Genomic DNA, 22,605 nt, shown 5'->3' on the forward strand with positions numbered 1-22,605 from the left:
CCGCCGGGAAGAAACCGCCCGAGAACCGAGTCGTGGGGTCAGGACCGGTCGGCGGCGTGCCGGATCGCCTCGGTGAGGGCGAGTTGCTTGCGGTCGCGGGCTTCGCTGCGGGCGCGGTAGGACTCGGCTCCGGTGCCGTAGGCGTGCTCGGTCTGCTCGGCGATGACCTCGATGTTGTCGCTGCTCAGTGCCGGACGGCCGAGATCGGACCACCGCTGGGCCATGCCGTGACCGAGGTGTTCGATCATGTGCCGGATCCCGCCGGGGCCGCCGCCGAGGTGGAAGCTCTCGAACGGCCCCACCGTCGCCCACCGGTTGCCCAGCGAGGACTTCATCACCGTGTCCAGTTCCTCGGCGCTGACCACGCCCCGCAGGACGAGGCTGATGGACTCCTGCATGACGGCGCTTTGCAGCCGGTTGGCCACGAAACCGGAGGTTTCGGCGTGCAGTCGCACCGGGGTCTTGCCCAGTCGGCGGTAGAACTCCAGCGCGTCGGTGGTCACCCGCTCCGAGGTGCGGCGGCCGGGAACGATCTCGACCAGCGGCACCACCTGCGGCGGGTTGAACGGGTGCGCGACGAGCAGCCGCGCGGCGACGTCGTCCGACAGCTCCGCGGCGATGTCCGAAGCCACGATGCCGGAACTGGACGTGGCCAACACGGCGTCCCGGGGTGCGGCACGAGCGATCTCGGCGAACAGTCGCCGCTTGAACTCCACCCGTTCCGGGCCGTTCTCCTGCACCAGGTCGGCATCCCGCACGGCTTCGGACAGCTCCGGGGTGACTTCGATCCTGCTCAGCAGGTCGTCGGCGGTGCCGCCTTCCGGCAGGCTCTCGGCGAGTGCCGGCATCGCCTCGCGCAGGCTCCGCTCCAGGTCCGCACGCGGGTCGTTCAGACGTACCCGCATCCCGCGCGCGGAGAACAGCGCCGCCCACGCCAGACCGATCGTGCCCGCACCCACGACGGCGGCCGTGTCATAGCGGGACTCGTTCATGGCGATGCTCCCTTCAGCGCTCGGCCAGGTAGTCGTGGATCGGGCTGACCGGTCCGAGAGTCAGATCCGTCAGCACGTGGCTGGCCGAGACGATCTCGCGCACCGGCAGGTCGGCCAGCGGTGCCAGCACGTGTTCGAACAGCTGCAACCGCGCCGGGCCGGTCCAGGCCTGCTTGACGGTGATGTCGGTGATCTCGGTGCGGACCAGCTCGCAGACCCGCGGGCTCCGGTCGTACCCGGGGACGATCTTGAGCATGTAGGTCGGCACGGTGATCTGCGCCTCGGCCCGTTCCGGGTCGAGCGGCTGGTGCTTGTAGCCCATCGTGGCCGTGGCCACCCGCTGACGGCCGTAGTCGAGAGTGCCCACGAGAGCGGCCTGGTCGACGCTCAGCTCGGGTGAGCCGAGCACCTTCGGGTAGGCGCTGAGTTCCCGTCCGGAGGCCGTGGCGGGGAAGTTGTCCAGGTACATGGCGTGCAGGTACTCGCCCCGCTCGGCACCGAAGCGTACCGGGATCGCCTGCCCCGTCTCAGTGTAGGGGCCGAATGAGCTCACGTCGTTCATCCGCATGACCTCGAAGCGCACCAGCGGATCGTCGATCTCCAGCGGCTCCGGCACGACCGCGCGCAGGGCGTCGTGGTCGGTGCGGTAGACGATGTTGAGGTACTCCCGGTCGGTGAACCGGGGAACACTGGCGGCGTAGGCGGGGCTGCTCAGTGGTGTGGTCAGCGCCTGCCTGACCTGCTGTGATTTCATGGCTCTCCTCGTTCAGCGCGCGGACCAGTTCGGGCTGCGGCGCTCGGTGAACGCGCGGGCCCCTTCCGCGAAGTCCTCGGAGCCCATCAGCGCGTGGATCTCGCCGCGTTGCGCGGAGAACGCCTCGGACTCCGGGGCACCGTCGGCCCGGCGGACGATCCTTTTGACGGCGGCCAACGCCAGGGGCGCGTTCCGCGAGATCTCGGTGGCCAGTTCCAGCGCCGCCGTGACCGCCGTACCGTCGGCGACCACCCGGTTGACCACCCCGAGCTCGCGGGCTCGCTCGGCTTCGATGGAGCGGCCGGTCAGCAGCAGCTCCATCGCCAGGTGGTGCGGGATCCGCTTGGGAAGTCGCACGGCTCCACCGCCACCGGCGATCAGCCCGCGTTTGACCTCGGGCAACGCGAACGTCGCCCCTCCGGCCGCGACCACCACGTCGCAGGCCAGTGCCAGCTCGAAACCTCCGCCCATGGCGAAGCCCTCGACGGCCGCGATCAGGGGTTTGTCCACGGCGGCTTCGGTCAGCCCGGCGAATCCCCCGCCCTCGACGTGGGCCGACTCGCCACGGCCCGCGGCCTTGAGGTCCATGCCGGCGCTGAAGGTGCCTCCCGCTCCGGTGAGCACCCCCGCCCGCAGCGCCGGATCGGCGTCGAGCTCGTCGACGGCGGCGGCGATACCCGCGGCCACCTCCGCGTTGACGGCGTTGCGGGCCTTCGGCCGGTCGACGGTGATGAGGAGGGTGCCGTCGTGGCGCTCGGTGCGCACCGCCGCGGCGGTGCCCTCGGTGTTCTCGGTGCCGGCCATCACCGGTCACCTCCCGTTTCGGAGTCGAGCTCGGAGAGCACCTGCGTGGTGTCCTGGCCGGGCACCGGTGCGTGCTTGCGGATCGAGGCGGGAGTGGCGGAGAACTCCATGGGCACGCCGATCGCGCGGTAGGCGCCCTCGCTGGGGTGGTCGGCCACGTCCAGCAGGTGTCCCTCGCGGACGTAGGGGTCGTCGACGGCCTCCTCGAGCTTGAGCACCGGGGCCACCGGGATGCTGTGCTTGGTGCACACCTCGATCCACTCGTCGGTGGTCAGCTGCGGTGTGACGGACTCGATCAAGCGGGCGAGGTCCTCGCCGTCGTTCCTGGCGTCGATGGTCTCGGCGTTGATGCGGGGGTCCTCGGCCAGGTCGGGCCTTTCCGCCGCGGCGAACAGGTCGCGGAAGTTCTGCGGGGTGTAAGGAATGATCATGGCCAGGCCGTCCTTGGTGGGACGTGCCCGATGCCCCTCGTTGAACGAGTTCGGGAAACCGGTCGGTCCCATCGGAGGCTCGAAGCTCTGGCCCTGCAGGTGCTCGACCATGTTGAACGCCAGCAGGGTGTCGGCCATCGGTACTTCGACGAGCTGACCCTGACCGCTCGTGCGCTGGTGCAGCAGGGCGGCCATCGTGGAGTAGGCGATGGTCTGTGCGGTGATCTTGTCGGCGAAGATGCTGGGAAGCACCGCCGGAACACCGATGTCACCGGCGCGCCGCGCCATGTCGATCATGCCCGAAGCGGCTTGCACGGTCTCGTCGTAGGCGGCGAGCTGGGCGCGGTCGGAGTCGGCGCGGAAGCCCTGGGCGTGGGTGTAGACCAGCTTCGGGTTGCGTTCGGCGAGGCTCTCGTGGTCCATGTGCAGCCGTTGCAGCGCGCCCACCCGCATGTTGGTGATGAGCACGTCGGCGGTGTCGATCAGTTCCAGGGCGCGCGCGTGCTCCGTCTCGTCCTTGAGGTTGAGGTCGACGCTGCGCTTGTTGCGGTTGACGTTGAGGTGCAGCGAGGTCATGCCCGGTGTGCGGTGCGTCGAGCCGTTGCGTGCGCTGTCGCGCGGGGACTCGATCCTGATGACGTCCGCGCCGAGGTCACCCAGGATCTGGGCGGCGTAGGGTCCCATGACCACGGTGGCCATATCGATCACCCGGACACCGGCCAGCGGCCCGTTTCCGGCTTTCGCGGTGTTCGGCGTCACGGTCTCGGATGGATCCGACATCGCCTCTCCTGTCGTGGTGCGTTGCTTTATTTAGCCTCACAAACGACAGTACGACCGTACGGGGTGGTCTTCAAACGATCTGTGACACCGATTCGCGAACAACGGCGTGACCGCAGTGGTCACGCCGTTGTCCCAGGTCTCAGCGCTTGACTGTTTCGTCGATCGGTTCCTGAAATGCCAGATTGGCCGTACTGGCAAGTTCATGCAGGTCGCAGCCTTGCTCCGCGCGATCATGGCGCCAGACGAGGCCCGTGGACAGGACCGGGGAGAAGTCGTTGAAAGGCAGCACCACCTGTGAATCGGTGCGATATTTGTGCATACCGCTTTCGGGGTCGAGCATGGAGATGGCGAACGCCGAACCATTCGCCACGAGCTCGCTGGTTCCCGCGTAATCTCCCGTGTTGGGGTGGATTCTTTTCTTGATTCCCGCCGCGTCGAGTCGCATTTCGAGCTGTTCGAAATAAACCGGGGCCGTGCCGGGGGCGGGCACGACGTAGGCGTAATCGACCAGTTCGGTCAGCGAGACCGAGGTGTGGTCGGCGAACTCCCGGCGGGGCAGCACCGCGCCCAGCGGTTCCCGCATCACTTCCAGCACCGACAGACCGGGGGTGTGCACCGGGAGGTGAACCGCGGCCATCCCGAGATCGCCCCGCCCGACGGCCTGCACGAGTTCGTTGGTTCTGCCGGGCCAGTGCTTGACCTCGTAGCTCTCGGCGCAACGCCGCTCCAGCTCCGTGAGCCCCTCCCGCGCGCGGGAGTGCAGGCCGGGAGGGATGCCGATGAACACCGTGCTGCGCTCGGTGTGGGTCACCCGGTGCAGCTGCCAGGGAATGTCGTCGAAGCGCCCGAGCACGTCCTTGGCGATGGGAAGCAGCGCAGCCCCCGCCGAAGTCAGGCTCACGCGGTGGGAGTCACGCTCGAACAGCGTCGTTCGCAGCTCCCGTTCGAGGTCCCGCACGCGCTGGCTCAGTGGCGACGTGGCCATGTGCAACTGGCGTGCTGCCCGGGAGAAGCTGAGGTTCTCGGCCACGGCCACGAAGTAGCGCAGGTGGAACATTTCCATCCAGGACGATGTTACCCGGCCGTACGGACCTTCCCGCCCGATCGGAACGACTACCCGGTGATGTCCTTGCGGCGGAAGTGGTGGAGCGCCAGTGCCGTGAACAGGGTTCCGTAGACCAGCCCGGAGAAGACCCCGTTGGCCAGCGCGGTCCAGTCGACCTCGTCGCCGAGCAGTTCGGTCCACGCGGTGGAGTAGTGCGTCGGCAGGAGCATCCGCAACGGGCCGAGCGCGGAGATCTCGTCGAGGATCTGCGAGAGGATCGAGACCAGCACGGCGCTGCCGACGGCACCGAGGGGCGCGTCGATGGACACGCTCAACCACAGCGCCAGCCCCGCGATCCACATCAGGTGCAGCGTGAGGAAAAGGCAACCACCACCGAGCCGGAGCAGGCCGGCGGAGAGTCCCAGCACTTCGTCGGTGGAGCCGAGCAGCGGATCACCGCCGTACCACAGCAGACCGGTTCCCAGCGCCATCAGCACCATCAGCGCGAGACCGAAGCAGGACAGGACCGCCGCGGCGAGGGCTTTCTGGCGCAGCAGCCGTGTCCGTGGAATGGGAGCGGCCAGCAGGTACCGCAGACTCGACCACGAGGCCTCGCCGGCGACCGTGTCGCCGAAGAACAGCGCGACGATCACCACGAGCAGGAAGTTCGTCGCGGCGAACAGGGTGAATGCCGCGAAGTTCATCCCGCCGAAGGTGGCCGTGTCCGCCAGGGTGTGATGGGAGTCGTGGTCGTCCCCGCCGAGCTCGAAAGCCAGCAACAGCAGCAGCGGCAGCACCGCCAGGCAGCCGAGGCCCAGGCGCGTCCTGCGTCGTGTGAACTGACGACGCAGCTCCACCCGCACCGGCAGCGTCCGGTTCGCCCGGTATCCGGGAGCACTTCCGTCCGACCGGTCGGGAGTGCTCGTACTCGTCGGTATCTCGAACGAGAGGGGATCCGTTCGACTTTCCCGCATCAATGACGTTCCTCTCCGACCAGTTCCAGGAAGGCATCCTCCAGGCGCCGTCGCGGAACGACCTGGTGGATCAGGACACCGGCGTCGACGAGCACGTTGACCGCCACCGCGGGCGGGTGAACACCGAGATCGGCGTGGAGCCGTTCTCCGTCGCACTCGACCTCGCCGATACCTTCGAGCAGTCGCAGCGTTCGTGCCGCCTGTTCGGGGCGATCCACTCGGAAGGTGTACTCCCCGTTGCCCGCGATGATCTCGGAGACCGTCCCGGACGCCACCAACCGCCCCTCGCGCATGACCACCACGTGGTCGCAGGTCTGCTCGATCTCGGACAACAGGTGACTCGACAGCAGCACGGAGCGACCGGTGGCAGCGTAACGCCGCAGGATCTCACGCATCCGGTGGATCTGCGGCGGATCCAGTCCGTTGGTCGGCTCGTCGAGCACGAGCAGGTCCGGCAACCCCAGCATGGCCTGGGCGATGCCCAGCCGCTGCTTCATGCCCTGCCCGTAGGTACCGACGCGGCGCTGCGCGGACGAGTCGATCCCGGCGATCTCCAGGACTTCCTCGAACCGGGCGTGCGACGTCGGACGCCCGGTGGCTGCCCAGTAGGACTCGAGGTTCTCCAGCGCCGACAGGTGCGGGAGGAACCCCGGGGTCTCCACGAACGAGCCCGTGCGCGAGAGCGCGGGCGCTCCCGGGGAGACCCGGTGTCCGAACACCCGGATCTCCCCGGAGGTGGGACGCAGCAGCCCCAGCACCATGCGGAGCACGGTGGTCTTGCCCGCGCCGTTGGGGCCCAACAGGCCCACGATCTGCCCGCCTTCGACTCGCAGCGACAGTTCGTCCACGGCGGTGAGCTTGCCGGGATAGGCTTTGACGAGGTCGGATGTCACCAGCGGAGTATCCGCCAGGTCCGGATCGGCAGCCGTGGCGCCGTGACGCCGGAGCAGCGCGGCGATCGCCCAGCTCAGCAGGATGAGCAGCAGGAGGACGCTCGTGCCGCTCAGCGCCACGGTGGGGACGGTTCCCTCGCCGATCATTCGGCTCCGCACCGAGGGCAGGGAGATCGTGCGCTGCCCCGCCAGGCCCACGACGTGCACCGCCGGGTTCTTCGGGCTCGCGTACGCCCGGTCGGTGGTGGTGACGGTCAGTTCCAGGTGGTGGCCGGCTTCCACCGAGCGGACCGCTCCGGGAAGGGCCACGTCGACCTGGACGGATCTCCCGTCGGCGGGCAGGTCGGTGACGCGCATCGGTGCGGAACCGCCCCCGATCGGTTCGCGCTGCCCGTCCGGACCCACGTCGTAGAGCTCGGCGAACAGCACCGCGGATCCGGAGGAGGGCTGGCCGGGCACGGATGCCACCGAGAGTCGGGTCTGGGGCAGGCCGCTCACGAGCAGCTGCTTTTCGAGCGGCCGTGTCCGGAACACCGCGGTCTGCCCGGCCGTGCTCCCGACGGACTCCGGTGCGGCTTCGGGTAGTGCGGCCGTCGCGGAGGCGGTACCGCCGGGCGGGTTGATCACTTGCTCGGGAGAGCCGTACAGCGGCAACGCCCTCCGTTCCGCGCGTTCGCCGGAGAGACCGGGGTAGCTCGGTGCCACCATGGTGTGCAGGGGGGATCCGCCCTCGTGGCGTGTTTCCCCGCGTACCTGGTAGCTGAATCCAGTGCCCGGATCCGGGACGGGGGGGATGTCGGAGTCGGGCAGGTGGTGGGCGAACCAGTCTCCGATGGCCCGCCAGCTCGCGGCCCCGGGGGCCGCGCTGTCGTTCCCACCGGCGAACCAGATCATCTTGACCTTGCCGCCCGCCGCGGCGATCTGCCTGGCGTTGGCGTCGGCCTGGGACAGCCCGAACAGGGGGTCCTGCTGACCTTGGACGAGCAACGTCGGTATGTCGATGTCGTCGGTGACACTGCGTGGTGAAGCAGCGGCCAGCAGATCCAGGGTGCGCCGACTCGCACTGCCGGACTCGGCGAGCTCGGTGTAGGCGGCACACACCTCACTCGTGAAGTTCCCGCAGGTGACCGGCTGCTCGGAACGGGGGCCCCGCGCCATGTCGCCCTCGGAGTCCGGTCGTGACCGCTCGTCGGTGCCGGGTCCGCCCGTCCCGGTCGCGAAGAGACGAGCGGCCCAGGACTTCTTGAACACGCCGGCGCTCTCGGCGGCCCCGCGGGCCGGGGTGTCCGACGGGATCGGTTCGGCGGAGGCGGCGTCGGGCAGCAGGGCCCGGCTCAGGTCGTTGTAAGCCATCACCGGAGCGATCGCGTCCACGCGCGGGTCGCTTCCCGCCAGCAGCAGGCTCAGCGCCCCGCCGTAGGACACTCCCGCCACTCCGACCAGGGGGTCGTTCTCACCGTCGGTGACGACCTCGGGCTGCCGTGCCAGCCAGTCGAGGATCTGGCGGGCGTCGGTGACTTCGTACTCCGGCGAGTTCAGCGCGATCTTTCCGGTGCTGTTCCCGAAGCCGCGAGCCGAGTAGGTCAGCACGGTGAAGCCGCGCTCGGCCAGGTTTCTGGCGGGGCCGGTGAGACTGGTCTTGTCCCCGCCGAATCCGTGCGCCAGCACCACCGCGGGCGCGGGTGTTCGGGCGGGGGCGTACATGGTGAGGTCGATCTGCACGCGGTGCTGCTCGGCGGGCCCGTCCAGTACGTCGATACGGACTTGCCTGCTCGTGACTTGCTTGGTGGGAGCGGGCTCTTCCTCGCCGGACCACATGAGAGCGCCGGCGACCACGAGGGTGACCAGTGTGAGGGAAATCAGCAGAAAGCTTCTGCGGACGGGGGGCAGCGAACGCACGGACCTGACGGTAGGCGACGTGGGAGCGGCGAGGCGCATTCACAGGGCCTCCCACATGAAGACGCTATGAATCGGATACCAAAGAGCAATCCGGAGTGTGATCACCCGCACATTTCGCGCCGCTGTGCGTTCTCGTCACGTTGCCGACGAGTCGTCTATCTCATAGCGTCTTCCCCCGGCGGGTAGAGGGGATCATCACCCCCGCTGGTGCGGCCAGTAGTGCATAAGTGACAATCTAGGCGAGGTTGTGGAGGGGAGTATTCCTTCGCGACGGCATCGTCATCACGGTCCCCTCTACAGCCGTGCGGTAACGGGGGTCCCGGTGCCGTCGACCGGCTCGGTCGGTGGAAGAGACCTCCGGTCCCCGGCGTAAGCCCTGTACCGGAGGTGGTTGATGAGTTCCGAAATGATCGTGCTGGCGGAGAAGGCCCGGGCGCAGACGGAAGGGTTAAACGAGACCTGGTGGGTGTGGCTGGCGACACTCGGCGGGCTCGCGGTGTTGCTGCTGCTCGACCTGGTGATCGTCGATCGCAAGCCGCACGAGGTCACCATCGGCGAGGCCTCCAAGTGGGTGTGCTTCTACATCGCCTGCGCGCTGCTGTTCGGTCTCGGGGTCTGGTACTTCGGTGGCCACGACGTCGCCATCCAGTACTACACCGGTTACATCACCGAGTACTCGTTGAGCGTGGACAACCTGTTCATCTTCATGGTGATCATGTCCAGCTTCGCCGTTCCGTCGATCTACCAGCATCGGGTGCTGCTCATCGGCATCCTGCTGGCGCTGGTGTTCCGCGGGATCTTCATCGCGGTCGGCGCCCAGTTGATCAACAGGTTCGTCTGGGTGTTCTTCATCTTCGGTGCCTTCCTGCTCTGGACCGCGATCAGCATGGTCCGGAAGAAGGACGAGGAGGAGGAGTACCAGGAGAACGCGGTCGTTCGCTGGGTGCGCAAGGTCTACCCGGTCACGGAGGACTACCACGGCACGAAGATGACCGTGAGGTCCGAGGGCAGGCGCTGGCTGACCCCGATGGCGGTGGTCATCGTGGCCATCGGCAGCGCCGACGTGATGTTCGCCGTCGACTCCATTCCGGCGATCTTCGGTATCACCCAGGATCCGTTCCTGGTCTTCGTCGCCAACGCCTTCGCCCTCATGGGGCTGCGGCAGCTCTACTTCCTGCTCGGCGGGCTGGTGGACAAGCTGATCTACCTGTCGGTCGGCCTGGCGGTGATCCTCGGCTTCATCGGGATCAAGCTGATCATCCACGCGCTGCACGAGTACCACGTGGTGCCGGACTGGCTCGAGATCGGCAATCTGATGTCGCTGGGGGTGATCCTCGCGGTGCTGGCCGTGACCACCGTGGCGAGCCTGGCGAAGTCGAAGAAGGACGCGCAGCGAGCCGCGCGCTCCTGAGTTCGCTTACGGACGGGCGCCGGATTCCCTCGGGAACCGGCGCCCGTTTTCGTGCTCGGGGAGAAGAACTCGTCAGGGTGTCTGCACCGGGGTTGCCTGGTGCAGACGGACCCTAGTTCAGCAGGGTGTAGCTGAGCTCCTTGCACACGCGTCCCAGCGGCAGGTCGAGCCCCGGGTGGTCCAGGGGCAGCAGCACGTCCGGTGACTCCGGCAGCGCCGTGGTCGCGGGCGGGTCCCACAGGCACAGTGACGGGTTGCCCGCGTCCATCGACGAGCGATACCAGAGTCCGTCGAGCTCAGGATGGGCCGCGCGAATACTGCGCGCCCACGCCTGGGTGCGTTCCTTCGGCCCGTTGTTGATCGCTTGGGAGGCGCCGGCCCGAGTGGGCCAGAGTCCGGAGAGATCGAGTAAGCGCAGGGTTCGCCGCGGCCGGAACACCACGAGGTACGGACTGCGAGTCTGTCTGTCCACTGTGGAGGTGGCTTGGTAGACCTCGGCCAGGCAGGTGCGCACCGACAGCGAGAAGTACAGCACGCCGTGCTCGCGGGTGACCGTCGGCTTGCCCTGGGTGTTGGGCAGGTGCGGATCGAATCGGGCGTGGGGCAGTGGTCCCGCGTAGCGGAAGGAGTCCCATTGCTGGGGATGGTTGCCACCGGTGGTGAACACCCGCACGAGCCGTGTTCCGGCGGGGAGCGCGATGACGTCCTCGGTGCGGCGGAGCATCGCCTGCAGCACAGCGGGAGCAGGCGGCTGGGGGAGCCGAGCCATTTGTGTCCTGGGTCCGTGTTCTGCCGGAGGCGTTACATCGGGGTGCCGACGGCCGAGGCCAGTTCGGCGACGCGCCGGATACTACCTCCCGCCATCAGCCATTCCCTGGGGCTCACCGGCCGGTCGCCGAGCTCGAGATCCTCTTGGGGCGTGGTCATGAAGTTCGCGAGTACCAGAGTGGGTTGATCGCTCGGCATGGCCGCCAGCACGGTTTCCAGGCCGGGCAGGACGTCCGCGTCGGTGAACTGCCACGCCGGTAGGCGCCACCCCCCGCGATCCTTCCAGCCGATCAGCCGGTGCGAGGCCACGCGGTGCCGGATGCGACTGCTGTCCACCCCGATGCGCTCGGCGGCCTGGGACACCGAGAGCGCCGTGTCGCGCAACACGGCCTGCTCGGCCACGGTGCGGGCGCGGGGGTCCTCCTCGTCCTCGTCGAGGGGTTCGAGGTCGAGGCCGACTTCGGTGAGCACGGTGCGGTCGTTGTCGGTGAAGCGCGCCGCGGGATCCGGCTGAGCCGGGGTGAGTCGCTTGGCTGCGTCCTCGACCAAGGACAGGAATTCCTGTGCCGTGACCTTCAATCCGGCTTTGGCCAGCACGGTCTCCAGCGGGACTGTCATACCCCCAGGGTAGCGTTTTCGACGCCTGGTGTGTGCGCCGCCGTGCGCGTCGCGTGGAATTATTACCGAATGTGTTGGAGTATTTCCCCAGCGTGATGAAAGGGGCGGCCGGGGAGCCCGCTGGCGCGAACCCGTCCGGCCGCCCCGACGCTCCTAGAGCGAATCCAGGTGTGCCCGGATGGGATCGGAGAAGGCGTTTCCGCTGCCCACGTCCCAGTTGATCGACCAGGTCATGACACCGCTGATCGTCGGGGTGGGTCGCTCGGGAACGTACTGCCCGCAGCGCGTGGCCGCGGCCAAGCAGTCCAGAGCTGAGGTGATCACCGACGGGGCGACGTACCCGCTGCCCGCCGCCGAGGGGGTGGCGGGCAGCCCGAGCGAGACCTGATCGGGCCGCAACGTTCGCAGCAGGATGCAGGCCTGGGCGGTGATGAAGTCCACCGAGCCCTGGCTGTGGACGTTGCCGTTGCACCCGAGCATGGATCCCGAGTTGTAGTACTGGGTGTGTACGACGGTGATGATGTCCTGGACGTTCTTGATGAGCTGCAGGTAGGACCCACCCGGTTGGACGTGGAGGGTCTGCGGCGCCATGGTGAGCACGAAGTCGTCGCCGAACCGCTGGTGCAGTTGCCGAACCGCGCTGGTGACCCCGTCGACGTCGAGGCCGTGTTCGATGTCGATGTCGACGCCGTCGAGCCCGTAGTCGTTGATGATCTTCGAGACCGAGTCGACGAAGCGGGTGACGTTGCTCGCGCTGCTGAGGTCGACGCTGCCCTTGGCTCCGCCGATGGACAGCACGAAGTCCGTGCCGGCGGCCTGCTTGGCGGCGATGTCGGCCTTGAGGTCGGCGTCGGTGTAGCCACCGAGGGCGCTCGACAGACCGGAGTCCACGCCGAAGGTCACCGCACCGGCGGCGGTGGGATCGCTCTGGGCGAAGGCCAGGGCGACGAGATCGTAGTTCGAGGGGATGTCGGAGACCCGCAGTGGCGGGGCGTTGTTGACGAAGTTCTGCCAGTAGCCCGTGAGCTGGTGGTCGGGCAGTGCCGCTCGGGAGGTGGTGCTGGGAGCGGACGGCGCGGGTTCGGCGGCGGCCACCACCGGACTCAGGGAGAGAGCGGCCGGCAGCAGGGCTGCGGCCGCGGCCACGAGTAATCGACGAGGGGACACGGACACCTCCGAGAAGGGGGGATGTGAATCACAGGAAAAACTGGACTAGACCAGTACGGTTCGTCAAGAGCCCCGGCGGGATTCCTCGCGGAGTCGCTGCGGGTTGACGCGCGGGGGAGATGGCCGATTGACTGGACGTACCGACTGGTCGGTCTCAGTGGAGGTGTCGTGTGGCCAGTATCTACGATGAGCGCCCGTGGTTGGCTCTGTACGACGATGAGGATCCCGCGACGCTGACGCCCGAGTTCGGGGACGCGCTCGCGCTGTTTCGCCATACCCGGGACCGGGTGCCGGACCGGGTGGCGCTGACCTACTTCGACGGTCGAGTCACCTACGGAGAACTCGACCGGCTCAGCGACGGTCTGGCCCGGTACCTCGCGGAGAACAAGTTCGGCGGCGGGGACCGGTTGGCGGTGTACCTGCAGAACGTGCCGCAGTTCGTGATCGCGTTGCTGGCCGGTTGGAAGCTCGGCGGCATCGTGGTTCCGCTCAACCCGATGTATCGCTCCCACGAGCTGTCCACGATCCTGGCCGACGCGCAGCCGTCGGCGATCGTGTCCTCCGAAGTCGGCTGGCACGACGTGATGGCGGAGGCCGCCCGCGCGGCAGGAGTTCACACCGCTGTCACGACCAGCGAGCTGGACCTGCAAACGCGCCACGACTCCCGGCTGTTCGCGCGAACCGAGCGTTCGCCGGCCTCCGACGCCGTGGATCTGCTGGAGGTGGCACGCGCGCGCCAGGATCGGTCACCGGCCGAGGTGACCATCGCCCCGTCCGACATCGCGCTGCTGACCTACACCTCGGGGACCAGCGGTGTCCCCAAGGGGGCCACCAACACCCACGGCAACGTCAGCTTCAACGCGCAGGGATTCCAGCGGCGCGCGGGCGACCAGGACGGTGCCGGGATCATCGCGCTGGCACCGCTGTTCCACATCACCGGCATGGTCTGCCAGCTGGGTGCGGCGTTCGCCCTCGGCGGCCGCCTCGACCTGGCCTACCGCTTCGAGCCGGGGGTGGTGCTCGACGCCCTCGCCGAACACCGCCCCTACTACATGATCGGACCGTCGACGGCGTACATGGCGCTGATGAACCACCCCGACGTCACCGCGGAGCACTTCGCGTCCCTGGAACTGGTCTACTCGGGAGGAGCCCCGCTGCCCTCGGCGGTGGTGGAGACCTTCCGCGACCGCTTCGGCCACTACATTCGCAACGGTTACGGCCTCACCGAGACCACCGCCACGGCCACGTCGGTGCCCTCGCACCTGGAGGCTCCGGTGGACGAGTCCTCGGGCACGCTCAGCGTCGGGATCCCCACCTTCGACACCGTCCTGCGCATCGCCGACGAGGACGGTGCGGACCTGCCCGTCGGCGAGGTCGGGGAGATCGTCATCGAGGGACCGATGGTGGTGCCCGCCTACTGGAACAAGCCCACCGAGACCGAGCGGGGCATCCCGCGGGGGCGGTTGCACACCGGTGACGTCGGTTTCATGGACTCGCGGGGCTGGTTCTACGTGGTGGACCGGAAGAAGGACATGATCAGCGCCTCCGGTTACAAGGTGTGGCCGCGCGAGGTCGAGGACGTGCTGTACTCCCACCCCGCGGTGCGGGAGGCCGCTGTCGTGGGGGTGCCCGATCCCTACCGGGGGGAGACGGTCCGGGCCTACGTCGGGCTCGGTGACGGTCGGTCGGCCACGGCTTCGGAGCTCATCGACCATTGCAAGCAACAGCTCGCGGCCTACAAGTACCCGCGCCGGGTCGAGATCGTCGAGGAGCTGCCGAAAACCACCACGGGCAAGATCCTGCGGCGGCAACTGCGCGACCGCGCCGCCGAAGAGCAGGGCGCCGAATGACGGGTCCCGACTCAGCGGGACGAGCCGACGACAGGGACGGAAGGGAAGCGCATGAGTAAGCGGTTCGACGGTCGGGTGGCGATCGTGACGGGTGCGAGCCGGGGAATCGGGTTCGGTGTGGCCGAGCGCCTCGTCTCCGAGGGCGCCAGGGTGTGCCTGACCGCGCGCAAGCCGGAGGCGCTGGACGAGGCGGTGGAAAGCCTCGGCGGATCCGAGCACGCGATCGCCGTGTCGGGCAAGGGCGACGACACCGAGCACCAGCGTGCGGCTGTCGAGCGCACCGTGGAGTCGTTCGGCCGGGTGGACATGCTGGTCAACAACACAGGCATCAACCCCACCTACGGTCCGCTGGTCGAGTTGGACCACGGTGCCGCGCGCAAGATGTTCGAGGTCAACGCGCTCGCCGCGCTGTCGTGGACCCAGCAGGTGTACCGGGCGTGGATGGCCGACAACGGCGGCGCTGTGCTGAACATGTCCTCGGTGGGAGCGCAGAAACCGGCGCCCGGTATCGGCTTCTACGGCGCGACCAAGGCCATGCTCTCCCACATCACCCAGGAGCTGGCCGTGGAGCTGGCCCCGGACATCCGGGTCAACGGGCTGGCTCCGGCCGTGGTCAAGACGCAGTTCGCCAGCGCCCTGTACGAGGACAACGAGCAGGAGGTCGCCTCCCAGTACCCGATGGGCCGGCTGGGAGTCCCCTCCGACGTAGCCGGGGCTGCCGCGTTCCTGCTCTCCGACGAGGCCTCGTGGGTGACCGGTCAGATCGTCACCCTCGACGGCGGTGTCACCCTCACCGGAGGTGTCTAGATGCGGTTGGCCGAGGCGGTCGTGGTGGTCACCGGTGCCGGAAACGGCATCGGCGCCGCCATGAGCAGGCGGTTCGCCGCCGAAGGCGCGACGGTGGTGGTCAACGACCTCGATGCCGACGCGGCCCGTCGGGTCGCCGCCGACACCGGTGGACTGGCCGTACCCGGGGACGCCTCCGGCGAGGCCGGAGTGCGTGAGCTGGTGCGGACGGCGCTCGATCACCACGGGCGCATCGACGTGTTCTGCGCCAACGCCGGGGTGGCCTCCGGCGGTGGTCCGGAAGTCCCCGACGAAGTGTGGGACCGGGCGTGGGAACTCAACGTGATGGGTCACGTTCGTGCCGCGCGCGAGGTGCTGCCGCACTGGCTGGAGCGGGGTGGCGGGCACTTCCTGGCCACCGTCTCGGCCGCGGGATTGCTGACGATGCTCGGTGCGGCACCGTATTCGGTGACCAAGCACGCCGCGCTCGGTTTCGCCGAGTGGCTGTCGGTGACCTACGCCGACCGGGGTGTCACCGTTCAGGCGCTGTGCCCGCAGGGGGTGCGCACGGACATGCTCGGCAACAGCGGGGAGGCCGGAGAGCGCTTGCTGGCCGCCGACGCCGTCGAGCCCGAGCAGGTGGCCGACGAGGTCGCGGCCGCGCTCGGAGACGATCACTTCCTGATCCTGCCCCACGCCGATGTCGCCCGCATGTACGCGCGACGTGCCGAGGACCCCGATCGCTGGCAGGCCGGGATGCGCAAGCTCCAGCACCACTTGGACCACGGTTGAGCTCGGCTGTCCCGAGACCGACCGGTCGGTACTCTGGTTGGGATGAAGGACGAGGAAACGACGATGACACGGGCTCGTACCGGCGACACCGGTGACGAGCCGGTACCGCAGCGCTTGTTGAGGGTGGCCACCCGGCTTTTCGCCGAGCGGGGGTTCGAGGTCACCTCGGTGCAGCAGATCGTGGACGAGGCCGGGGTGACCAAGGGGGCCATGTACCACTACTTCGGCTCCAAGGACGACCTGCTCTCCGAGATATACGGGCGCGTGCTGCGCGTGCAGATGGCACGGATGGAGGAGGCCGCCAACAGCACGGGGCCGGTGTGGCAGCGGTTGCACTCCGTGGCCGCCGACGTGGTGGCCACGACCGTGGCCAACCTGGACGACACGGTGATCTTCTTCCGGTCGATGCACCTGCTGCATCCGGACAAGCAGACAGAGGTGCGCGCCGAGCGGCGTCGCTACCACGAGCGGGTTCGCGAACTGATCGCGGAAGGGCAGCGCACGGGGGTCTTCCGCGACGACAAGCCGGCCGATCTCGTGGTCGACTACTTCTTCGGCGCCGTGCACCACCTGGGCACCTGGTTCAACAACGAGGGCGAGCTCAGCGGGGAGCGGGTCGGGGAGCATTTCGCGGATCTGCTGCTGGACTCCCTGCGCCCCTGAGGAACGCTGTACAGCGCGGGAGGCACGAGGTAGCGTACCGACCAGTCGGTATCAAGGAGGTGGCTTGTGCGGGGATGGCAGTTGCACGAGTTGGGGCAGCCGCAGGACGTGCTGCGCTTCGAGGAGCAGCCGGATCCGCGGCCGGCGGCGGGTCAGGTGCTGGTCCGCGTGCTGGCGAGTCCCGTCAACTTCCCGGACGTGCTGCTGTGCCGCGGGGAGTACCAGCTCAAGCCCTCGCTGCCCTTCACCCCCGGGGTCGAGCTCTGCGGCGAGGTGGTCGAGGTGGGGGACGAGGTCACCGGACTGACGCCGGGTGACCGGGTCGTCGGCGGTGCCGACCTGCCCGCGGGCGGTTTCGCGGAATTCGCCCTGATGGAGGCCAAGCGAACCTTTCCCGCTCCCCGGGCGTTGTCGGACGCCGAGGCCGGCTCCCTGTTCATCGGGTACCAGACGGGATGGTTCGGCCTGCACCGCCGTGCCGGCATCCAGCCGGGGGAGACACTGCTCGTGCACGCGGCGGCCGGCGGTGTCGGCAGTGCCGCGATCCAGCTGGGCAAGGCGGCCGGGGCAACGGTGATCGGCGTCGTCGGTGGCGCTGGCAAGGCAGCAGTGGCCCGCGAGCTCGGTGCCGATGTCGTCGTGGATCGTCACGAGGAGGACTTCGTCGACGTGGTCAAAAGCCACACCGGCGGTCGTGGCGCCGACGTCGTCTACGATCCCGTCGGGGGCGACACCTACACGCGGTCGACGAAGTGCATCGCTTTCGAGGGACGCATCCTGATCATCGGATTCGCCGGGGGCACGATCCCGACACCGGGACTGAACCACGCGCTGATCAAGAACTACTCGATCGTCGGCCTGCACTGGGGGCTGTACAACGATCGCGATCCGCAAGCGGTCCGGCGCGCCCACGACGACCTCTCGCGCCTGGCCGATGAAGGTGCGATACGCCCGCTGGTCAGCGAACGGGTGAGCCTGGAGGGGCTGGCCGACGGGGTGCAGCGCGTCGGGGACGGCGAGACCGTCGGCCGCGTCGTCTACGCGGCGGAGTGACTCGGCGACCCCCGTAATCCTCGTCCCATCGAGTGGGCACGCGTCGGTGAAGTCGGTCGCAGCGGTCGACTCCCGAGGGGAGGGCCTCTTCCGCGTGGTCGTCAACTGGCAGGAGCCGGACACGTGGGTGACACTGCCGGAGGTGGTCAGCCGCTGCGCTCCGGGGTGACACGGACCGCGTGAGCCGGGCGGGCGATCTCCGAACGCCCGGAGGTGCTCGATGAGTGGTGAGTACGACTACGTGGCCGTGGGAGGGGGCTCGGCCGGAGCCGTCGTGGCGGCTCGCCTCGCGGAGGACGAACGGTTCAGGGTCTGCCTGGTCGAGGCGGGTCCTTCCGACGAAGGCAGACCCGAGCTCCTCGAACTCCAGCGCTGGCCCGAACTGCTGCACACGACCTACGACTACGCCATCGAGCCGCGGGAACGCGGCAACGGCGAGATCCGCCAGAGCCGGGGACGTGTGCTGGGTGGAAGCGGTTCACACCACATCTGCCAGGCCTGGCGGGCTCCGGATGACGACCTGCGCGCGGGGGAGGAACACGGAGCCGAGGGGGTGGGGGACACAGGGGACGCGCCCCTGCTTCGAACGGGTCTTCGAACGCGCGGGGATCGGGTACGACTCGCCGGACGACGCGGCACGGGCCTTCATCGAGGCCGGCGAGCAGGCGGACAGCACCGGACGCCCCATGGAGGCCGACGCCGAACGGGAAGGCGGGGGGCGGGGCGCGGTCAAAGCTCGCGACGGTGTGCGGCGGCCGAGCTCGGTCGCCTACCTGCATCCCCTCTCGGGACCGCCCGACAACCTGACCGTCCTGACCGACACGCAGGCCCTGCGGCTGCGTGTCGACGACGGGGGCGAGGTCGACGGTGTGGAGACGAGCCGCGGGCCCTGCGTGCTCGCCACGAGATCGTCCTGGCGTGCGGCGTTTTCGACTCCCCCATGATGCTGATGTTGTCGGGCATCGGACCCGCCGAGCGGCTGCGGGAAGTGGGACTTCCCGTGCGGGCCGATCTGCCCGTGGGCAAGAACCTGCTGGACCACCCGGAGGGCGGTGTCGTCTATCGGACGACGCGGCCGATCCACCAGCCGGAGAAGTCCTACCGCGACGCGGTGCTGCTGGCGAACGCACCCGGGAGCACCTCGGCCCTGCCCGACCCGATGATGTGGTTCTTCTCGGGACACGTGGAGGAGCTCACGGCCAGGAACGGTCGGGAGCCCCGCCCGACCCCGGAGGGGCTGACCACCTTCTCCCCGGAATCCGACGCCACGCGTCCCCGAAGCGTGGGCGAGGTGACGCTGCGCTCTGCCGAGCCCGCCGACTCCCCGCGGACCGACCCCCGCTACTCCACCGATCCCGAGGGCTTCGACGAGCGGATGATGCCGGGAGGTCTCGAACTCGCTCGCCGCGTCGCCGAGGAGTCGGCCCTCGCCTCCTGGGTCGACGACGGGATCGCTCCCGGGCGGGAGGCCCAGGACGACGAGGAGCTGCCCCGCTACGCGCGCACGACCTCATACACCGCTTACCACCCCGCCGGGACGTGTCGGACGGGCGCGCCCGACGACGCTCGCACGTTCGTCGACCCGCAGCTCCGCGTGCACGGGACGCGGCGGCTGCGCGTGGCCGATGCCTCCGTCTTTCCCACGCTGCCGGCGGTTAACCCCAACATCACCTGCATGATGGTCGGCGAGCGGTGCGCCGACCTGATCCGGAACCGGCAGGGGGCCCGAGAGGAGGGGGCGCGATGAGTGTGGACGCCGTCGACTACGGCATGTATGTCGCAGGAGCCTGGACCGAGAGCGATTCCGGGGCCCGCATGGAGGCGGTGAGCCCCGCGACGGGGGAACGGATCGGGAGCGTTCCGGAGGGCACTCGTCAGGACGTGCGGCGCGCGGTGACCGCGGCCGACGAGGCCGCCGTGAAGTGGGGGCAGCGCTCGGCGTTCGAGCGCTCCGCCGTGATGAGACGAGCCGCCGAAATCGTCGAGCGGCGTCGCGAGGACCTCGCCCGCACCCTCAGCCTCGACCAGGGCAAGCCGCTGTCGACCGAGTCCTACGGCGAGGTGGACGAGCTCATCGAGTACTTCGAACTGGCCGCCGCCGACGCGATCCGCTTGGAAGGGTCCATGCCTCCTTCGGTGGACGCCGACAAGCGTGCGCTGCTCTACCGCGTTCCACGGGGGGTGGTCGGCGTGATCTCACCGTGGAACTGGCCCTACACCATGCCGGGTGAGTTGCTGATCCCGGCTTTGGCCTGCGGTAACACCGTCGTGTGGACACCGGCGCCGTCCACGTCGGTCTGCGCGGTCAAGCTCGCGGAGTGCCTGGTGGAGGCCGGACTGCCGGACGGGGTCTTCAACATGGTGACCGGTCCCGGCGCCGAGGTCGGTGACGAGGTCGCGGCCAACCCCGGAACGCAGGCCCTCGGCTTCATCGGCTCCATCGAGACCGGTCGGCACGTGGCCGCGCGCGGGGCGGGCAAGGCGCTGCTGCTGGAAATGGGCGGGAACGGTCCGGTCGTGGTGCTCGACGACGCCGATCTCGACGCGGCCGTCGAGGCCAGCCTCGACTCCGCCTTTCTCGGAGCCGGGCAAAGCTGCACGGCCGGCGAGCGCTTCATGATCCAGGAACGGATCTACGACGACTACCTCGAACGACTCACCGCCGCGGTCGAACGCCGGATCCGGCTCGGCGACCCGTTCGACTCGGAAACCACCCTCGGTCCGCTGAACAACGAGCCGACGGCGTCCAAGATGGACCGCCATGTCGCCGACGCCCTGGACCGGGGTGCTCAGCTCCGCGTCGGTGGGAGTCGTGCGGAGGGCTTCCCGACGCGGCTCTACTATCCGGCCACCGTGCTCGCCGGGGTGACCGGTGAGATGGAGGTGGCTCGGGAGGAGACGTTCGGTCCGGTGGTCCCCGCGGTCGCCATCGCCGACGAGCAGGAAGCGATCGACACCGTCAACGCTTCACCGCACGGCCTGCTCTCGGCCGTGTTCACCGATGACCTGCGGCGCGGACTGCGCTTCGCCGAGTCGATCAGGACCGGATGGGTCAACATCAACGCCTCCTCCAACCACTGGGAGAGTCACCTGCCCTTCGGCGGACGTGCCGGAGCGCTCTCGGGGACCGGACGTGTCGGGGGGCGCTACCCGATGGAGACCTTCACCGAACTGAAAACCGTCATCGTGAATCTGGGATAGCTTCCGGAGGGGGCGGACATGGCGAGTACCGACGGCGGGGCGAGCGCCGGGGACCAGGATCCGCGGGGCGAGGAGGCTTTCGAGCGGGAACTGGAGCGCCGGCTGGGAACGATCGAGTCACCGGAATACCGGGATCCGGCCAGGGAGGATCTCCCGCTCTCCGAAATGGTCGTTTTCACGATTCTCTCCGCTGTCGTCGTCGTCCTCGTTCACCTGTGGGGTTACTAGATGCCGTCGAAAGAGAACCGACACGCGCACGAGGTGGAGAGCGAATTCACCAACCTGCCGATCCTCGCTCGGGAACGGCTCTGGGGTGCCTTCGACTTCACCTCGGTGATGACCGGACTCGGGATCGCCACCTGGGCGTTCATCGTCGGTGCTTCGACGGCGCTGTACGTGGGGGCCGAAGCCGGGATCGCGAGTACGGTCATCGGCAACTTGGTTTCCTGCGGGCTGGTCGTACTGGCCGCCTGCATCCCCACGGCGAAGTACGGCGTCGAGCAGGCCACGCTCTTTCGGAGCGTTTTCGGGGTGAACGGGGCCCGGGTCGTCTTCCTGATCGCCGTCACCCTCGTATGGCTCGGCTGGAACTGCGTTCTGGGGCTCATGTTCAGCCGTTCCGCGGTCAACATCGTGAACGCGATCTTCTTCACGGGGATCGGCAGAAACAGTCTGGTCGTGACGCTGCTGGGAATAGTGGGTTTCCTGATCGCGTGGTTCGTGGTGGTCAAGGGTCCGGTGTCGATCAAGTGGTTCAACAGGATCGTGGCGCCGGGACTCGCGGTGGTGACGATACTGCTGCTCGTCTTCGTCCTCGCCCAGCGTCCCTGGAGCGAGATCGCCGCGGCACCCGCTCTCGAACCTTTCGGGGACAGGACCGTCAACTACACGTTGGGAATCGAGCTCGGTCTGGCCACCGGCTTCGGCTGGTGGGGAGTGATCGGGAACCTCTCCCGGCTGGCGAGCAACCAGCGCGTGGCTTTCTACGGCAGCATGGTGGGACTCTTCCTCTTCGCGGTCCCGGCCTACGTGGCCGGTCTGCTCTCCGCGCTCGCTCTCGGCGACGCCGACCCGACGGCGTGGATGGTCCCGGTCGCGGGGCCGGTGCTGGGCGTCATCGCCCTGTTGTTCGTCGCCTTCGCCAACGTCACCAGTGTCACCAGCACCGTCTACACGACCTGCCTCGCGCTGCGCTTGACCGGCGGTCGACTCTTTCACCGCATGGCCTGGGTCACGGTCACCGGTCTCTTCCTGCTGGCTCCCGCCATCGCCGCCTTCTTCCCCGCCTTCGTCTTCAACAGCATCGCCAATCTGCTGGCCTGGTCCGCCATCGCGTTCGCCCCGCTGGTGGGGATCCACCTGGTGGACTTCTACGTCCTGCGCCGCCGGGTGCTGAACGTGCGGGCCTGCTACGACGAGAGCCCGGGTTCGGGCTATTCCTTCTGGAAGGGATGGAATCCGGCGGCGACCGTCGGGCTGGGGGTGGGTGCGCTCGTGTACATCCTGCTGTTGAACCCCTCCAGCTTCGCCCACGCGGACGTCTTCCAGTTCGTCAGCGCCTCGATCCCCGCGCTTCTGGTGGGCGGTGCTGTTCATTTCATCCTGACCAAGCTGATCGTCCAGCCCGCGGGCAAGGGCGATTACGGCGCGCTGGAACGGCCGGGATCGTGAGGTGCTTTCGACCTGCAGTGGACGTGGTGAACGCGTCGTTCCGGCGTCACACC

General features: G+C 68.5%; 20 protein-coding genes and 1 pseudogene. 11 read left to right on the forward strand and 10 right to left on the reverse strand.

Annotation, left to right across the window (positions count from 1 at the left end):
* Positions 1-38: 38 nt before the first annotated feature.
* From FHX42_RS16065 to FHX42_RS16095, 7 genes are all read right to left on the reverse strand, one after another.
* Entirely contained in the window at positions 39-992 is a 954-nt protein-coding gene (locus tag FHX42_RS16065; protein ID WP_182545184.1) for a 3-hydroxyacyl-CoA dehydrogenase NAD-binding domain-containing protein, read from the reverse strand.
* 13 nt (positions 993-1,005) lie between these two features.
* On the reverse strand, positions 1,006-1,746 hold the full coding sequence (locus FHX42_RS16070) for an acetoacetate decarboxylase (RefSeq protein WP_182545185.1): 741 nt from the start codon (positions 1,744-1,746) through the stop codon (positions 1,006-1,008).
* Between the two features lie 12 nt (positions 1,747-1,758).
* Entirely contained in the window at positions 1,759-2,550 is a 792-nt protein-coding gene (locus FHX42_RS16075; protein WP_182545186.1) for a crotonase/enoyl-CoA hydratase family protein, read from the reverse strand.
* Positions 2,550-3,761 (reverse strand): CaiB/BaiF CoA transferase family protein, encoded by a 1,212-nt coding sequence (locus FHX42_RS16080; RefSeq protein ID WP_182545187.1) that lies wholly within the window; start codon positions 3,759-3,761, stop codon positions 2,550-2,552. Before FHX42_RS16080 ends, FHX42_RS16075 begins: the two co-directional genes overlap by 1 nt.
* 139 nt (positions 3,762-3,900) lie before the next feature.
* On the reverse strand, positions 3,901-4,824 hold the full coding sequence (locus FHX42_RS16085) for a LysR family transcriptional regulator (RefSeq protein ID WP_182545188.1): 924 nt from the start codon (positions 4,822-4,824) through the stop codon (positions 3,901-3,903).
* A 50-nt stretch (positions 4,825-4,874) separates the two neighbouring features.
* Entirely contained in the window at positions 4,875-5,780 is a 906-nt protein-coding gene (locus FHX42_RS16090) for an ABC transporter permease (protein WP_182545189.1), read from the reverse strand.
* On the reverse strand, positions 5,780-8,491 hold the full coding sequence (locus FHX42_RS16095) for an alpha/beta fold hydrolase (protein ID WP_220480478.1): 2,712 nt from the start codon (positions 8,489-8,491) through the stop codon (positions 5,780-5,782). The genes FHX42_RS16090 and FHX42_RS16095 overlap by 1 nt, the downstream gene beginning before the upstream one ends.
* Before the next feature lie 487 nt (positions 8,492-8,978).
* On the opposite strand from FHX42_RS16095, the gene FHX42_RS16100 reads away from it, so the two are divergent.
* Positions 8,979-9,983 (forward strand): TerC family protein, encoded by a 1,005-nt coding sequence (locus tag FHX42_RS16100; protein ID WP_235987424.1) that lies wholly within the window; start codon positions 8,979-8,981, stop codon positions 9,981-9,983.
* A gap of 112 nt (positions 9,984-10,095) precedes the next feature.
* Here FHX42_RS16100 and FHX42_RS16105 read toward each other — a convergent pair whose 3' ends face one another.
* The 3 genes from FHX42_RS16105 to FHX42_RS16115 form a co-directional block, all read right to left on the reverse strand.
* A complete protein-coding gene (locus FHX42_RS16105; RefSeq protein WP_182545192.1) occupies positions 10,096-10,752 on the reverse strand; it encodes an RES family NAD+ phosphorylase in 657 nt (218 codons plus the stop codon).
* Between the two features lie 32 nt (positions 10,753-10,784).
* On the reverse strand, positions 10,785-11,369 hold the full coding sequence (locus FHX42_RS16110) for a DNA-binding protein (protein WP_182545193.1): 585 nt from the start codon (positions 11,367-11,369) through the stop codon (positions 10,785-10,787).
* 153 nt (positions 11,370-11,522) lie between these two features.
* Positions 11,523-12,536 carry a chitinase gene (locus FHX42_RS16115; RefSeq protein ID WP_182545194.1) on the reverse strand — a complete coding sequence of 338 codons (1,014 nt, stop codon included), beginning with the start codon at positions 12,534-12,536 and terminating at the stop codon, positions 11,523-11,525.
* A 170-nt stretch (positions 12,537-12,706) separates the two neighbouring features.
* Between FHX42_RS16115 and FHX42_RS16120 the strand changes: the two genes are divergently transcribed.
* The 10 genes and pseudogenes from FHX42_RS16120 to FHX42_RS16160 all read left to right on the forward strand — a co-directional run bounded on the left by FHX42_RS16120 (position 12,707) and on the right by FHX42_RS16160 (position 22,552).
* Positions 12,707-14,386 (forward strand): class I adenylate-forming enzyme family protein, encoded by a 1,680-nt coding sequence (locus FHX42_RS16120; RefSeq protein WP_182545195.1) that lies wholly within the window; start codon positions 12,707-12,709, stop codon positions 14,384-14,386.
* Positions 14,387-14,437: 51 nt separating this feature from the next.
* On the forward strand, positions 14,438-15,193 hold the full coding sequence (locus FHX42_RS16125) for an SDR family oxidoreductase (protein ID WP_182545196.1): 756 nt from the start codon (positions 14,438-14,440) through the stop codon (positions 15,191-15,193).
* The gene (locus tag FHX42_RS16130; protein ID WP_182545197.1) at positions 15,194-15,964 is read left to right on the forward strand and encodes an SDR family oxidoreductase; all 771 of its coding nucleotides are present in this window, start codon (positions 15,194-15,196) and stop codon (positions 15,962-15,964) included. It abuts the gene before it with no gap.
* A 63-nt stretch (positions 15,965-16,027) separates the two neighbouring features.
* Entirely contained in the window at positions 16,028-16,627 is a 600-nt protein-coding gene (locus tag FHX42_RS16135) for a TetR/AcrR family transcriptional regulator (RefSeq protein ID WP_220480481.1), read from the forward strand.
* Positions 16,628-16,693: 66 nt separating this feature from the next.
* Positions 16,694-17,680 (forward strand): NADPH:quinone oxidoreductase family protein, encoded by a 987-nt coding sequence (locus tag FHX42_RS16140; RefSeq protein WP_182545199.1) that lies wholly within the window; start codon positions 16,694-16,696, stop codon positions 17,678-17,680.
* Between the two features lie 512 nt (positions 17,681-18,192).
* Positions 18,193-18,668, forward strand: a pseudogene (locus FHX42_RS26700) (GMC family oxidoreductase N-terminal domain-containing protein); the annotation flags it as partial.
* Positions 18,669-18,842: 174 nt separating this feature from the next.
* The gene (locus FHX42_RS26705) at positions 18,843-19,427 is read left to right on the forward strand and encodes a GMC family oxidoreductase (protein ID WP_328796266.1); all 585 of its coding nucleotides are present in this window, start codon (positions 18,843-18,845) and stop codon (positions 19,425-19,427) included.
* Positions 19,424-20,881 (forward strand): aldehyde dehydrogenase family protein, encoded by a 1,458-nt coding sequence (locus FHX42_RS16150; protein WP_182545201.1) that lies wholly within the window; start codon positions 19,424-19,426, stop codon positions 20,879-20,881. Before FHX42_RS26705 ends, FHX42_RS16150 begins: the two co-directional genes overlap by 4 nt.
* Positions 20,882-20,899: 18 nt before the next feature.
* Positions 20,900-21,109 (forward strand): hypothetical protein, encoded by a 210-nt coding sequence (locus FHX42_RS16155; RefSeq protein WP_182545345.1) that lies wholly within the window; start codon positions 20,900-20,902, stop codon positions 21,107-21,109.
* On the forward strand, positions 21,110-22,552 hold the full coding sequence (locus tag FHX42_RS16160; RefSeq protein WP_182545202.1) for a cytosine permease: 1,443 nt from the start codon (positions 21,110-21,112) through the stop codon (positions 22,550-22,552).
* Positions 22,553-22,605: the final 53 nt, after the last annotated feature.

Source organism: Halosaccharopolyspora lacisalsi, from assembly GCF_014137975.1.
Classification (GTDB): Bacteria; Actinomycetota; Actinomycetes; order Mycobacteriales; family Pseudonocardiaceae; genus Halosaccharopolyspora; species Halosaccharopolyspora lacisalsi.